At 46.0% G+C, this 14,518-nt stretch carries 10 protein-coding genes; 8 read left to right on the forward strand and 2 right to left on the reverse strand.

The window, feature by feature from the left end:
- Together NYG90_RS00005 and hemE are read right to left on the reverse strand one after the other, a co-directional pair.
- Nucleotides 1-1,140, reverse strand: a 1,140-nt coding sequence (locus NYG90_RS00005; RefSeq protein WP_350338531.1) for a PDC sensor domain-containing protein, incomplete at its 3' end; no start/stop codon positions are given.
- A gap of 153 nt (nt 1,141-1,293) precedes the next feature.
- Nucleotides 1,294-2,337: a uroporphyrinogen decarboxylase gene (gene hemE, locus NYG90_RS00010; protein WP_285264496.1), complete on the reverse strand. Its 1,044-nt coding sequence runs from the start codon at nt 2,335-2,337 to the stop codon at nt 1,294-1,296.
- Nucleotides 2,338-2,805: 468 nt separating this feature from the next.
- Between hemE and NYG90_RS00015 the strand changes: the two genes are divergently transcribed.
- The 8 genes from NYG90_RS00015 (at nt 2,806) to NYG90_RS00050 (ending at nt 14,509) form a co-directional block, all read left to right on the forward strand.
- Entirely contained in the window at nt 2,806-3,375 is a 570-nt protein-coding gene (locus tag NYG90_RS00015) for a hypothetical protein (RefSeq protein WP_285264497.1), read from the forward strand.
- On the forward strand, nt 3,326-4,573 hold the full coding sequence (locus tag NYG90_RS00020; RefSeq protein WP_285264498.1) for a RelA/SpoT-related domain-containing protein: 1,248 nt from the start codon (nt 3,326-3,328) through the stop codon (nt 4,571-4,573). The genes NYG90_RS00015 and NYG90_RS00020 overlap by 50 nt, the downstream gene beginning before the upstream one ends.
- A complete protein-coding gene (locus NYG90_RS00025) occupies nt 4,570-5,604 on the forward strand; it encodes a hypothetical protein (RefSeq protein ID WP_285264499.1) in 1,035 nt (344 codons plus the stop codon). Before NYG90_RS00020 ends, NYG90_RS00025 begins: the two co-directional genes overlap by 4 nt.
- A gap of 2 nt (nt 5,605-5,606) precedes the next feature.
- Nucleotides 5,607-7,784, forward strand: coding sequence for an acetate and sugar kinases/Hsc70/actin family protein (locus NYG90_RS00030; RefSeq protein WP_285256151.1), 2,178 nt, complete (start codon nt 5,607-5,609; stop codon nt 7,782-7,784).
- 10 nt (nt 7,785-7,794) lie between these two features.
- Nucleotides 7,795-8,448 (forward strand): hypothetical protein, encoded by a 654-nt coding sequence (locus NYG90_RS00035; RefSeq protein WP_285256152.1) that lies wholly within the window; start codon nt 7,795-7,797, stop codon nt 8,446-8,448.
- A gap of 2 nt (nt 8,449-8,450) precedes the next feature.
- On the forward strand, nt 8,451-8,963 hold the full coding sequence (locus NYG90_RS00040) for a hypothetical protein (RefSeq protein WP_285256153.1): 513 nt from the start codon (nt 8,451-8,453) through the stop codon (nt 8,961-8,963).
- 48 nt (nt 8,964-9,011) lie between these two features.
- Nucleotides 9,012-12,143 (forward strand): ATP-binding protein, encoded by a 3,132-nt coding sequence (locus NYG90_RS00045; RefSeq protein ID WP_285264500.1) that lies wholly within the window; start codon nt 9,012-9,014, stop codon nt 12,141-12,143.
- 65 nt (nt 12,144-12,208) lie between these two features.
- A complete protein-coding gene (locus NYG90_RS00050; RefSeq protein WP_285264501.1) occupies nt 12,209-14,509 on the forward strand; it encodes a carbamoyltransferase family protein in 2,301 nt (766 codons plus the stop codon).
- The last annotated feature ends 9 nt before the right edge of the window (nt 14,510-14,518 follow it).

The raw sequence follows: 14,518 nt of genomic DNA on the forward strand, positions 1-14,518 counted from the left end.
TAGCCCATTTTGCGTGCGCTCGATGTTTTGATTGATAGCTACTGCCATCACCCCTAGCTCATCTTGGCTCTTTAGCACAAGTGGCTTTGGCGCGACTTTTGTCTCGTGGTTTAGGTATTGGAAAAATCCTATAAGCAGCTGCTTAATCGTATTGATCGGTGCAGTGAAGTGGCGAATGATGAAAAATATCCCCACCGCGCCAATAACTATCATAATGCTTGCCATAATAATAGTCTCAATGAGGTTTTTATTTACAGCGCGTGTGTAGTCTGATTTATCCGCAGTGGCGACAATTGTCCAGCCAAAGGGGAATTGCTTATAAAATCCTAGCTTATCAACAACCTCACCATTTGGCATACGCAAGTTATAGTCAATTGTCCCATCGTGGTCAGGGTCATTTCGTAGCTTCTCTTGCAGGGCAATCTCTACATCTTTTGATAATCCACTTTTGACAAACTCCATATCCTCGTGCGAGAAGATCGCACCACCATTGTCTGTCATAAATACGCTCATCGATGGTATCTCGGCATTTTTGAACGCCTCAAATCTCGCTTGGAATCCATCTACTGGTATATCAAAGCCCACGACCCCGATAAACTTGCCATTTTTGATGATAGGCATTGTCGCAGTGGCAAAGTCGTATCCTTTATACTTGCCAACGGTACTTTTATACACAGGCGTGATGATACCGGCATTTTTCTGCTTGGTTTGGACATACCACGGACGCGTGCGTAGATCTACCCCACCTGCGCTATCCCACGCAGGCGATAAGTGCGCATTGCCATTCTCACTATAATCTTGCAAAATCGCTTTGCCATCATCTTCATAGACGATAAACATCAAAGGATATTTCGCAAGTGAAGAAGTCGTGCTAAGGATCAGCCGCTGGGATACGACATCGTTGCGATCGGTCTTTGCCACATCTCTTGCTACGATACGCAAATGCTCTTGGGCTTCATCAGCCATAGTGATATAGATACTCTTATAGGCTGCTGCGAGCGTTTGCTGCTGGATACCTTGGTAGAGTTCGACAACTTTGCTAGAAGTTTTCTGGAAGTTAAAATAGCTTATCGCCATAATGATGACAACAGAGATTGCCACCACACTTGCCGTAAGCTTCCCACCTAATGAACGAAACATACAGATCTCCTTAAGCGTAGATTACAAATGTAAAGTATCGGTAAAACAAAGGCGCGATTTTAGTAGAATCTAGCTTTTTATTTGCTTATATTTTAGACGATCACAAGCACCAAACTCTAGTGGTGTGCGTGATTCTCACGGCTAGATGAAAGGCTATCGCTTGGTCTTTTCTCTCACCATTTGCACTAAGGCTATGGCGTTTTCTCGCGGCAAATCTGGGAGCATTCCGTGCCCTAGGTTGAATATATGCCCCCCTTGCTTCCCCATAATCCGCACTATCTCATCAACCCCACTCTCCATAGCCGCCCTGTCATAGAGCAAGGCTGGCTCGAGATTGCCCTGCAAGACAAACTTATCTCCTAGCACCTGCTTTGCCCTCCCCATACCGACCCCCCAATCCACTCCAAACACTTCAAACTCCGCCCCGCACATATCCACTTCATAGCGGATCTCCTCTAGCAAGCCGCCCACACCTTTGGGGAAAAGCATCACCGGCACACTTGGGAAGTCCTTTTTAAGCGATCGCGCGATCTCACACATATAGCTAAAGCCAAACTCTATATACGCCCTAGGGCTAAGCGCACCCGCCCAGCTATCAAAGATCTGCACGGCATTTGCCCCTGCTCTAATCTGCGCACTTAAATACGCGATAAGCTCTTTTGTGAGCTTTTGCAGCAATGTGTGAAGTAGCGTTGGATTGGTATAAAGCAGTCTTTTGCTCTGTGTGTAGCTCTTGCTGCCTTGCCCCTCTATCATATAAGTCGCAAGTGTCCAAGGCGCACCGCAGAATCCTATCAATGCCTTATCTCTAGCAAGCTTTGATCGCACGCTAGAGATCGTATCATACACATAGCTAAGATCATCTTGCACGCCGCTTTTAAGCGTGTTTATGCTTGAGCCATCGCGCGTAGTTTGCAAAAATCTTGGACCCTCCCCCGCGACAAACTCAAGCTCTAGCCCCATAGCCATAGGCAGCACCAAAATATCGCTAAACAAAATCGCCGCATCCACATCAAGGATCTCCACGGGCTGGAGCGTTACCTCCGTGGCTAGCGCGACATTTTGACACAGGTCCAAAAAGCTCCCCGCTTTTGCGCGTGTGGTTTGATACTCGCTTAGATACCTGCCTGCTTGGCGCATAAGCCATATAGGTGTATAGGGCGTGGGCTTTTTCAATGCCGCATCGATAAAAATCATCGCTTATCCTTAAAAGTAGTATCGCTTGGTTTGAGCGTAAAGTATGGGCTGGATTCTAGCTAATATCGCTTAAAAGTGGATTTAAGCAAGCACTGCTATAATCGCGCTTTATTTCCCTGCCATACCATACTTAAAGGATAGCGATGAGAATCCTAGACTGCATTACAAACGGGGGGGGGGGGGGAACTTAGGCGCGTAGGCTTTCCGGCTAAAAATGGCGATCGCTACGGCGATTCTGCGCTCATTACCACTCAAGGTAAATCCCTTGAATCGCCTTGCGAAGCCCCATTTTTAGCACGAAAATCCAACCGCGAGCAAAGTTATCCAAAAAATACACAAAGCCCCGTTTCTAGCTCCAAAATCTTAGAATCCAAAAGCGGCACTGAAACACAAATCACAAAAACCACCCAACTCCTAGAATCCACTTTTGAAAACGCCGCCGCTGATACACAAAAAGTGGATTCTAGTGTGGATTGCCACGCAGCCGCTACCGCGCCTGCTCGCAATGACAGAGAAAACAACGCCCACACAAGCAAAAGCACCGCTCACAATGACAACAAAAATGCGATAAGTCAAAGAGCGGCTTCTTTAGAAAAAGTGGATTCTAGGAACACCTTTTTATCATCATTACAAGCCCTGCTTCACCAGCGATCCATAAGCACAAAAAACATAAACAAGGATTCTAGCACCGCCCAAAATGCAGCCACGCCGCAAGCCGCAGCGCGGCGATATAGCCCCCCATCTACTCTATGGCGTGCTGCTACATCGCGCACAAAGCTACTGCTACAAACTATCCGCAACGCCACCTTATCCACGCTAGATAAATGCACCCACTCATTGCGCCGCCCTTTCATCGCCGACAAAGACGGCTACTGCAAACACTGCGGATACAGACTCTACAAGCCCCAATGGCTGCAAGAGCTAGAGTCCAAGCATAATGCCACAACACAAGTCAAAACAACAACCAAACCCAAACAAAAGGATAAAAATGAGAAATCCAACAATCCTAAACCCAGAAGCCGAAGTCGAGAAGTTTAAGCAAAGGCGCGAGATCTACAAAATCTTTGAAATGATTATCAAAAACTATGTCAAAAACATAGCCGATAATCTTGCTAAAGAGGGCAAAATCAGCTCAAACTACAAAATCACCTCCCGCACCAAAAAGCCAGAGAGCTACAAGGGCAAAATCACCCGCCCCAACAAAGACTACACCGATCCACTTCATCAAATCACCGATCTAGCAGGCGTGAAAGTCATCTTCAACACCACCAAGGATCAAAAAGCCTTTAACACTGAATTTGTGAAGCGTATAGGGGGCTTGCGCGATGATGAAAATAGCGCGAATTTGCGTGATGAGAAGTATGAAAAAAGGCAGTTTGGCTACCTAGGCATACACCATATCGTGTGGTTTGATGAGAGCTTGCTGGATGGCAAAATCACTTGGGAAAACCGCGAGATCGATGGCGAGACAACACTCATAGATGAGTGGGAGAATGGGCAGCGGCTGCTAGCGGCAAAAGGCGTAGCAAAGGAGCAGCTAAAAAACTTCCGCGCAGAAATACAGACAATGACATTTTTGCAATATATTTGGGCAGAGATTGAGCATAAAGTCCGCTACAAGCCAGACAAAAAGCTTGATAAAGAAACCGAGCGGATATTTGATAGGATCGCCGCGCTACTAGAGCTCTCAGATGCGGCTTTTGAGGAGCTACTAGAGCTTGTGGAGCAAAAAGATAGGCAGACAAAAGACTCTATTCAACAAATCCACACCGCCAGCGAGCCAGACAAGAAGCACGAGAGAGAAAAGCAGCTGCTCCTAGATAGCTCTGATGTGATCCAAACCTGCCTAAATAGCGAGGATTTTTCAGCTCTTTTAGCACAGGTCAAAACACAGAATCTAGCCTATATCAACGCCCCCATTGACTATATCGATAAAGGCTTTGTGAAGCTGCTACAAAAAGCAGAGATTAGCAGCTACTATGAGCTAAAGCGTATTTTTGATGAAAGGGTGCTAGAGCAGCTTAGAAGCTATGCGGAAAAGTCAGCGGCGAAAGCTATGTATCAAAAGCTAGAGATCATCAAAGCCCTAATCTATCTCTCTATACAAGATCCAAAAACACAAGAGGAGATCTATGTAGGCAAAGATGGCGTAGTGGCAGGGGCATTGGTAAAAAGCCTGCCTAAAAAACCATTGACAAAGGAAACCACACACAAAGGAGTAAATAGCAAAATATGAAATATGTAGCCGCACTATGGCAGGGCATAGGCAAAGGCGTGCGAAAAAAACGCACAAAAAAACGCGAAAAAGCCAAGAGTCAAAATAGTGAAAAAAAGCGCGAAGCAATGCTAAAAAAATGGGACAAAGCTTTTGTAGCATTTGCCAAGGCTAATGGAATTGACATCCCCAAAAAGAAGCAAAGGAAAAAAATGTGGAAAACACTCTTTAGACATCTTGGCAGAATCGTAGGAATCACCAAAGGAGCATACATAATGGCAGAAGAAATTCTAAGCAAAAATGGGCTAAAGCAATATCGCCTAATAATAATTGAAAACGGCAAGGAAGTAAGCTTTAATTGTATCAGTGAAGAAGGCTTTGATAGGTTGCACGATCAGGCAAAGCGTATAGCACAAGACCTTGACACTACCAAAAGTGATTTAGGCACAAAGCAAGGCGAGCTAGAGGCAGCGCAAGGGCAGCTAAAGCAAGCAAAAGAAGTGCTAGCAGAAGCAAATAGCAAGCTAGAATCCCAAGAGCAAGAGATCAAAGACAAGCAAGATAAGCTAGAAGCAGCACAAGATGAGCTAGGCAAAGCTAAAAACGCTCTGCAAGCAAAGGAGCAGGAGCTAGAAACGCTGCGTAAGGACTTTGGCGAAGATCTCTTAGCGTGCTATAAAGAGCTACCCCAAAGCTTCCGCGCTAGCCTAAATCTCACAGAGAGCAACCCAGCCTTTATCCTAGGGATACGAGATAAGCTTCCTACCGTGCATAAAAATATGAGCGAAATGGCGCAAAGATCCCATAAAAATGGGCAAAGCCTAGAGTCCCAAGAGCTACAAAGCTTGCGAGTGTTTATCGAAAAGCTGTGGGAGTTTCTAGGCAAGATGGGCTATGTCTATGAACGGATAGAGACGCAAGAGGGCGAGCGATTTGACACGGCAAAGCATATCGCTGTGAATGACAAAGTAAGCGGCACAATCGACAAAGTGCTGCTACAAGGCTTCAAAAAGGGCGACACCCTAAAATCACTTGTTGTTATAAAGGAGTAGCTATGATAGAAAATGTCTTAGATGTAAAAGAAATCATCTTACACAAAAATGAACCCCTAGCACTAAAGCTTGTAGCCATACAGCCAGAGACACAAGAGGGCTTTGAGAACGCAAAAAAAGTGCTACTAGCAGTCGAGCAGATAGCCATAGGCATAAGCCCTTATGACAAAAGCAGGCTTAATGACATCAATATCGGGCATTGGGATTTGTATCGTTATGGCGATGTAAGTGCAAGCAGCATTAGAATCCCCCTATTTAAAACGCTGCCTGCTAGAAATCCCAACGCCGATGTCAAGCCAAATAGCGTAGTCGCCATAGACTTTGGGACGAAATCTACCACTGTAGGTATCATCGATGAGAGTGGAGAAAAACGCCTGCTGCGAGTGGGGAGCAGGACAAGCGGCGAGATCAAAAAAGAAGATTATGAAAACCCTACCATTATGGAGTTTCGCCATATCCCTGCTTTCCAAATCGCTTATAGCAGCTGCAAGACTCGCCCGCTAACTGCTTTGGAGGATTTATGTATCTCTCACATTGCGGCAAATCATCAAAACGAAGCGTTAGCAGAGGATTTTTCGCGCTTTTTTAGCAAGCTCAAGCAGTGGGCAGGCTATGGCAAAACTTACCGCGTGAAAGATCAAGACAACAACACCATTTCCCTAAAAGAATTTCTACACATTGGCAGCGATGAGCGCAATCTCAACCCCATAGAAATCTATGCCTACTACCTCGCACGCTTTATCAACACGATGGATAATGGTATCTACACCACCTATCTCCTCTCCTACCCTGATAAATTCTCCAAAGAAGTGCGAGAACAGATCCGAGCTAGCTTTGAAAGGGGGATCAAAAAGGCTATCCCTTATGCTGTGCTTACCAATCCCAACAACTCCATAAAAGTCGAGCAAATCGCCACTGAGCCAGCGGCGTATGCGATCTGCGCGCTTGATGAATATGGCTTTATGCGTGAAAAGTTCTTAAAGCGAAGTTTGGAGGTGTATTATGGGGTGTTTGACTTCGGTGGGGGGACTACGGACTTTGACTTTGGGGTGCTATCACTCTCACAGACTAAGGGCTATACCTATCGCTTAGAGCATTTTGGCGGCGGAGGCGATGAGAAGCTAGGCGGAGAGAATCTGCTAGAGTTTTTAGCCTATGAAGCCTTCAAGCAAAATTTAGAGCGTATGCGTGAGAGTGGCTGCAAATTTAGCGAATCGCCCTTTCCTGACCCAGAGCTAAATGACGCTATCCGCGACCAAGTCGATAACAGCGAAGAAGCTAGGCGCAATAGCGCGGCGATGATAAAAGTGCTACGCCTCATAGTAGAAAATATCCAAGCTTATGAAGAGTTTGGAGATCTATCTAACACTAGCTTTGATCTATGCACAAGCGATGGAGATAATGTAAGCGTTTCACTACAAATTGAGTCCAAAAAGCTTATCGCCCAGCTTACGCAAAAAATCCAAGCAGGAGTGGAGAAATTTTTCCAAGAGTTTCTTGCCACAGCTAGGAGTCATTTCCCAAGCCCAAGCAAAGATGATGGGCTTTTGCTGCATATTTTCCTAGGGGGCAATGCCGCTAGATCGCCCATTGTCAAAGAAGCCTTTGAAGCATTGATAAAAAGAGAGAGCAAAGGAGGCATAAGCTTTGAGCTACACGCCCCGCTAGGCACGCCAGAAGCAGATGATGAGATAGTAAGGCAGTTTGGAGCAAGTGCCATAGAGCAAGATCTAGCCAAAAAGGTTACCTGCAAGACAGGCGTAGTCTTTGGGCTACTAGAATCTCGCCCAAGCAATAGGCGTATAGAAATCATCTCGAGCGTAGGTGTCAATGATGATGCGAAGTTTAAATACTTCCTAGGCACAGGCGATGCCAAAGAGTTTAACCTAGTTATCGACAGAAACGCCCTGCACGATGGCAGCAAGCAGCTCTTCTTAGACCACGCGCATTTTACAGAGTATGAGCTGCTCTACACGCCAGATCAAAGGGCAGCCGATGAGAGAGAAGACTACTCGCCCAAAGAGCTTAATGCCAAGCTCAAGACAATCAGGCTCGATAAAGCGTATGGAGAAGATGACTCTATCTATATCCAAGCAAAAGGGGCAAATGGGATACAAGTAAGTGTCATCTCAAAAGCAGATGATAGCGTGCTATATAGCGTAGATTACATATTAGAATAAGGAGTGAAAAATGTTAGGTTTGATCGGAAGTGCGATTAGTGCTGTGGTAAGTGGTGTTACAAGTGCGTGTTCCGCGATAGGAGGCTTTATCGCTAAAGCCGCACCTATCGCGGTGGAGATCGCTAAGTGCTTGCCTGTGGTGAGAGACATCATCACGGCTATTGGAAAGATACTTGAGATTATCAGTGGTGATACCAAGCCAGAGAATCTTGGCGCGGCTATGCAGCAGTGCGATAAAAAGCCAGAGGACTTTGAGACCACAAAGGAGTATATTAAGTATTTAGAAGAGGAGATTAAGGCTGGCAGGGTGGATTGCTCAGTCAATGAAGATAAGACTATCAGCACGGCAAACGCGGCATTAGGGGCATTTATCACGCTAGAAGGGGTAAAAGAGCAGTATGATCAAATTGATCTAAGCTTCTTCAAAGATGTGGGACCGAAGTTTAATGATGGCAAGCTAAACGCCCAAGAGGTCAAAAGTATCATTGAAACTGCGGATAAAAACGGCGTAAATCCCCAAGAAGTGGGCAAATATATCGCAGGGGAGAAGCCAGAGAATATCGATAGTGCCAAATCCACCCTACAAGAAGCCATAAAAGCCACCGACCCAAGCTTAAGCGACCAAGATCTAAACGCCAAGATCAAAGATGTGCTGCAAGACTAGCTATGAGTGGCATTGATATTGCGTGCTTATTTGTAGCTTGCGATGATAAGCTCCGTATTTTCCGCCGCTATGCGACCAATGATGGCAAAGGTGGGGTAGAGAAACTCAAAAAAGAGGGGCAAGAAGTCTTTGACATTGATGAAAGCTTGTGGAAGTGGTGGGAGAGGGAGCTAGAGACTACCTCTAGCGATAGAATGGATCTGTGCTTCATCTATGATACGCCTTATGAGATCCTTAGCCCCTACTTCACGCCCGCAAAAGACAGGAGTCGCTGGACTAGCTTAGGGCTTATCAAAGAGCTATTGCAGCGATGTAGCCTAGAGCCAAGAGAGCTACTGCCTCCAAGCGGCAAGCCTATCGCTATGGATAAAGCAGGCAAGATAGATCGCCTGCATATCAGCATAGAAGTGGATATACACGCACCTTGTGTCCCTGCGATACCTAAGAGTAGGGAGAGAGAGGGGAATAGGTGGGCAGAGTATGTGAAAAATCGTAGAGCTAAAGATAGCAACTAGGCTTGATTGTAAGTATTGCCTGCCCACAAACCAACAAAGGATTAAACAATGATAAACCTAACTTCTCTCCCCCAAACTCTCCAAAGCAAGCACCACTACCGCAGCAGCGGCACAGCCTTAGCCTACAAGCCTGTGTCAAAAGAGCTAGACCACCTAGACTGCGTGCTGTATCGCATCTCTAGTGTTACTTACCACAAAGACACCGATGCCCCGCAAATGCAGGCATTAGAAAATGTCCTAAGCTCTCTTAGGATACCCGGGATCAATATCATCTACCTTATGCTAGGTGATAAAAATGGCGTGGAGTTCTACTACGGCGTGGCTAGGGACTATATGAGCGATAGGGAGCTAAAGCTTAGTATCAAAGATATTGCGCGAGAGATTCTAGCCCCAAGTATCAAGGGCAATTTCCGCGGCAGCAAGCTTATCGAGCTAGATAGAGAGCAAAAGGAGCAGCTACTGCAAAAGATCCAGCACAGCACAGCAAGCAGCGTGATAGAGGGCGTGCCCGGCGTGATAGAAGAAGAAAACTTCCAAGGCGCAGATCGCCTAGCAGATACGATGATCAATATCGATAGCGTGCAGGATAGCTCCTTTGGCTTTATGGTCATAGCTTCGTGCGTGAATTATAAAGAAGTGGATTCTATCAAGACACAGATTTATGAGATATATAGGGCGATCGCGTGTTTCGCCAAAGAAAGCGTGCAGATGGGCAGCAGCGATGGCACAAGCCAGAGTGAGGGCATAAGTAAAAGCACTAGTAGCAGTGAGAGTCATACACAAGGCACTAGCACCAATCAAAGCACTAGTAGCAGCCACAGCACAAGCCACAGCCAAACTCAAGGCAGGAACGAGGGCAAATCCACCACCAAAGGCACAAATGACAGCCGTAGTCGTAGCACCAACACCAGCCAAAGCACTAGCACAAGCGGCGACTACAAAAGCACTAGCAGCAGCGCGGGGGAGAGTGTCAGCACCAGCAGCAGCACAAATAGCAGCGCAGCCCAGAGCAGCGGCAAGAGCGAGTCGATCACTAAGGGCACAAGTGAGAGCAGCAGCCGCAGTGAGAGCAAGGGTAGTAGCGAGAGCAAAGCCACAAGCAGCAGCACACAAACAAGCACGAGCCACACCACAGGCACGCAAAAAGGCTCTTCACAGGCTAGCACACGCGAGATTGTCAATAAATATTTTGCTAATTGGCAGGAATATATTGATGAAATTTTGCTCCCTAGGCTTGATTATGCCAGCGGTAAGGGGCTTTTTGCCAGTGGGATATTTTGCTTCTCAAACTCCCCAGTAGTCCTACACAAGCTGCAAAACACGGTCATCTCTCTTTTTAGCGGGCAAAAGGGCAACAAAATCCCCTTACGAGCCTTCCTCCTAGAATCCACTTCTACCGCACGCAAAGCATACACCAATCTCCAGCTCCCCCACCTGCAAGCCCCAGAGCAAAACGCCCTAGTCCCCCTAAGCTCCCAGAGCAGCGACAAGCTAGCAAATTGGCTTAGCACAAAGGAGCTAGGACTGCTGCTAGGCTTGCCCAAAAAAGATGTCATCGGCTTAGAGCTAAGAGAGGAGGTGGAGTTCGGGCTAAATTTCACGCCTTTTGACAAGCAAATCACGCTAGGGCATTTGATCCAAAGTGGTAATGCAACAAGCAAGCAAGTAGGCATTGATAGAGAAGCCCTTGATCGCCATATTTTTATCACAGGTGTTACAGGCAGCGGCAAAACAACCACCACCCAAACCCTACTGCTAAAATCCACTTTGCCATTTCTTGTGATTGAGCCAGCAAAGACAGAGTATCGCATCTTGCGCCGCAATTTTGGCGATGAGCTGCTAGTTTTCACGCTAGGCAAAGATAATGCCCTGCCCTTTCGGCTTAATCCTTTTGAGTTTTTCCCACACGAGAGTATCACCTCACGCATTGATATGATCCGCGCGAGCATAGAAGCTGCCTTTGATATGGAAGCAGCTATCCCCCAGCTCATCGAGCAAGCGATATACAAAAGCTATGCAGACAAAGGCTGGAATATCGCTAGCAATGAAAATGCGTTTTTTGATGATCCTTGGGCTGATGGAGTCTATGCCTTCCCTACACTTAGTGATGTGCTAGCAAATATAGAGGCTGTTGTAGAAGCGCAGGGCTTTGGCGATGAGGCAGGGCGACTGAAGGGCGAGTATATCGGCTCGATTAAAGCGCGGCTAGGAAGCTTGGTGCTAGGCTCTAAGGGCTTTATGCTTGATACAAAGCGATCGCTAGATTTTGTCGAGCTACTTAGCAAAAAGGTCGTGCTAGAAATGGAGGAGATCCGCAATGGCGCGGAAAAATCGCTTGTGATGGGGCTTGTTTTGGGGCATTTGCTTGAAGCGATTAAAGCGCGATTTAAGCATAGCCCATCTAAAGAAGCCCAGCATATCATCGTCATAGAAGAAGCCCACAGACTCCTAAGCAAATTCCAGCCCGGTGATAACCCTAGCAAGAAGCAAGCGGTGGAGAGCTTTGCGGATATGCTCGCAGAAGTGCGCAAATACGGCGAGTGCCTAATCATCGCTGACCAAATCCCCAACAAGCTCACCCCAGAAGTGCTAAAAAACACCAACACCAAAATCGTGCATAAGCTCTTCGCCCAAGATGATAAGCAAGCAGTATCTAGCACTATTGCCTTAGAAGAGGAGCAGATGGAGTTTCTAAGCAGGCTTGAAAAAGGCGTGGCAGCGGTATTCTCCAGCGGCTTTCACAAAGCAGTCTTGGTAGAGATCACGCCGCATTCCAACACTTCCCAAGCCATTGTTGATGAGAGCGAGCTAGAGCCTAGTGTGTATGGACTTTATGCTGATAGCTATCAAAGGGGCATTGTGCTAGGCTCGCAGTTTTTATCCAAGCCTAGCTGGGAGGATATAAAGCAGCTGCTTAAGCTGCAAAGGAAGCTTATCTACGCGCTTGGGGCGTGGTGCAAAAAGCGCGTAGAATACAGCCCTAAGCTACAAGCAGATTTGCAAGAATCCCGCAAATATTTTGATGATGAGCTTATCGCTAGAGTCTTGCTGCTAGCAAATGACTTCGCCAAAGATGAGCGCGAGCTAGAGCAAAAGCTTGAAAAAGCGCGCAAACTGCTGCAAGGCTATGGGGTGGGGGAGGTTACAGAAGCGTGGGATTTAGCCCTAGCAATAACATAGATTTAAGCAAGCACTGCTATAATCGCGCTTTATTTCCCCGCACACACCATACTCAAAGGATAGCGATGAGAATCCTAGGGATTTCTGCTTACTACCACGATAGTGCTATCGCGCTTTTAGAAAATGATCGCATTGTATTTGCGCTGCAAGAGGAGCGACTCTCGCGCATTAAAGCAGATAATGCGTTTCCCAAACTATCCATTGAGGCGTGTTTAGAGTATCTTAGTAAAACTTCTAATGATGATATTTTGCGGGGGGGGGGGGAATTAGATTCTATTGATTCCTTTGTTTTCTATGACAAACCCTTCCTAACCTTTGAACGCCTGCTTGAGACCTACTTTGCCACCGCACCAAAGGGCTTTCTAAGCTTTGTAAAGGCTATCCCTGTATGGTTATCAACTAAGCTTTTCTTAAAAGAGACAATCGCAAGGGAGCTAGAATCTCTGTATAAAAAACTCTATCCACAAAAAAGTAAGCAAGAAATAAAAGCATTTAAGCAAAAAGTGCTTAATAATCTCTACTTTAGCGAACACCATTTAAGCCATTGCAGTAGTGCGTTTTTCCCAAGTCCTTTTAGTAATGCTGGGATTCTAACCCTTGATGGCATAGGTGAGTGGGCGACTACTACCATTGCTAAGGGGGAAAATAATCATATTGAGATTTTGCAAGAGCTGCATTTTCCACATTCTTTGGGGCTTTTGTATTCTGCTTTTACTTATTATCTAGGCTTCAAAGTCAATTCTGGTGAATATAAGGTGATGGGCTTAGCCCCTTATGGAGAGCCAAAGTTTGTAGATATTATCAAAACGCATTTAGTAGATATGAAGCCTGATGGGAGCTTTTCACTCAATATGAAGTATTTCTCTTACACTTATGGGCTAAGAATGACAAATGCCAAGTTTGATAGCCTTTTTCACGCACAAAGAAGCCCAGAATCTAAGCTAGAACAAATCCATATGGATATAGCTGCAAGCCTGCAAGTAGTAACTGAAGAGATAATGATAGCCCTAGCTCGCACCACAGCTAGACTAAGCGGTAGTAGGAATCTCGTCTTAAGCGGTGGTGTCGCGCTAAACTGCGTGGGTAATGGCAAGATTTATCAACAGCTTATCAAAGAAGAAAAGATTTTGGATCATATTTGGATACAACCGGCAAGTGGGGATGCAGGGAGTGCGGTGGGGTGTGGGCTAGCGTTTTACCATATAGAATGCAAACAGCCTAGAAATGTGAATTCGGTCTTGGGTGAGTATTCGCACGATTGCCAAAATTTTGGGGCAGTCATTACCGAAAAGGTAACTCCTGCCCCCAAATTTCAGCAAAGCCTACAAAGCCCCACCGCAATTCCTAGAATCCGTGAAGAAAAACAAGCCGAGTGTGAAAAAGCGGATTCTAGCACCGCTCAAAATCTAAGCGAGCCAGCACAGGATTCTAGGATTTTAGAGAGCAAAGACTCAAATGTGTTTTTTCAAAACGCAGATAGGCGGCAGGATTTGGGTGATAGAATCGTGGCTTTGCAAGGCGAGTCAAGGGCGCATACTAAAGCGTATGTAACCGCCGACTCGCCGCAGCAATCCGCGATTCTAGCCCCAAAGCCAACGCCTTTGCTACAAGATTCTATGCAGGGAAGCTATTTGGGATTATCCTACTCCAACGACGAAGTCCAAGCCACGCTAGATTCCCTAAACGCAGTCTATGAAAAACATAATTTTGACACGATTAAACAATTAACCGCTAAGGCATTAAGCGAAGGTAAAGTAGTAGGCTGGCATCAAGGGCGGTGTGAGTTTGGACCTAGGGCATTGGGGGCTAGATCGATTCTAGGCGATCCACGCAATACCACAATGCAAAAGACGATGAATCTAAAGATTAAATATAGAGAATCTTTCCGCCCATTTGCCCCAAGTGTGCTGGACTTTGCCATCAATGAGTGGTTTGAGTGTGATTATATAAGCCCTTATATGCTGCTTGTAGCCCCTGTGAAAAAAGAGAAATGCTACCCACTCACACAAGAGCAAAAAGAGCTTTTTGGCATAGATAAGTTAAATATTATTAGAAGCGAGATTCCAAGCGTTACGCATATTGACTATTCCGCCAGAATCCAAAGTGTGCATAAAGAGACAAATCCGCGTTATTACGCTTTGATAGAGGAGTTTTATAAACTTAGCGGTGTGCCTGTGCTAGTGAATACGAGCTTTAATGTGCGAGGTGAGCCTATGGTGTGTAGCCCTTATGATTCTTATGCGTGTTTTATGGGGACGGAGATGGATATGCTAGTGATTGAAGACTTTATCCTGTATAAAGAGAAACAGCCACAAGAGCATATCGCAAGGTTTAGGGATATTAAAGACAAATACGAGCTGGATTAAGGAGCGAAG

This window comes from Helicobacter zhangjianzhongii, assembly GCF_030249855.1.
Lineage (GTDB): Bacteria > Campylobacterota > Campylobacteria > Campylobacterales > Helicobacteraceae > Helicobacter_B > Helicobacter_B zhangjianzhongii.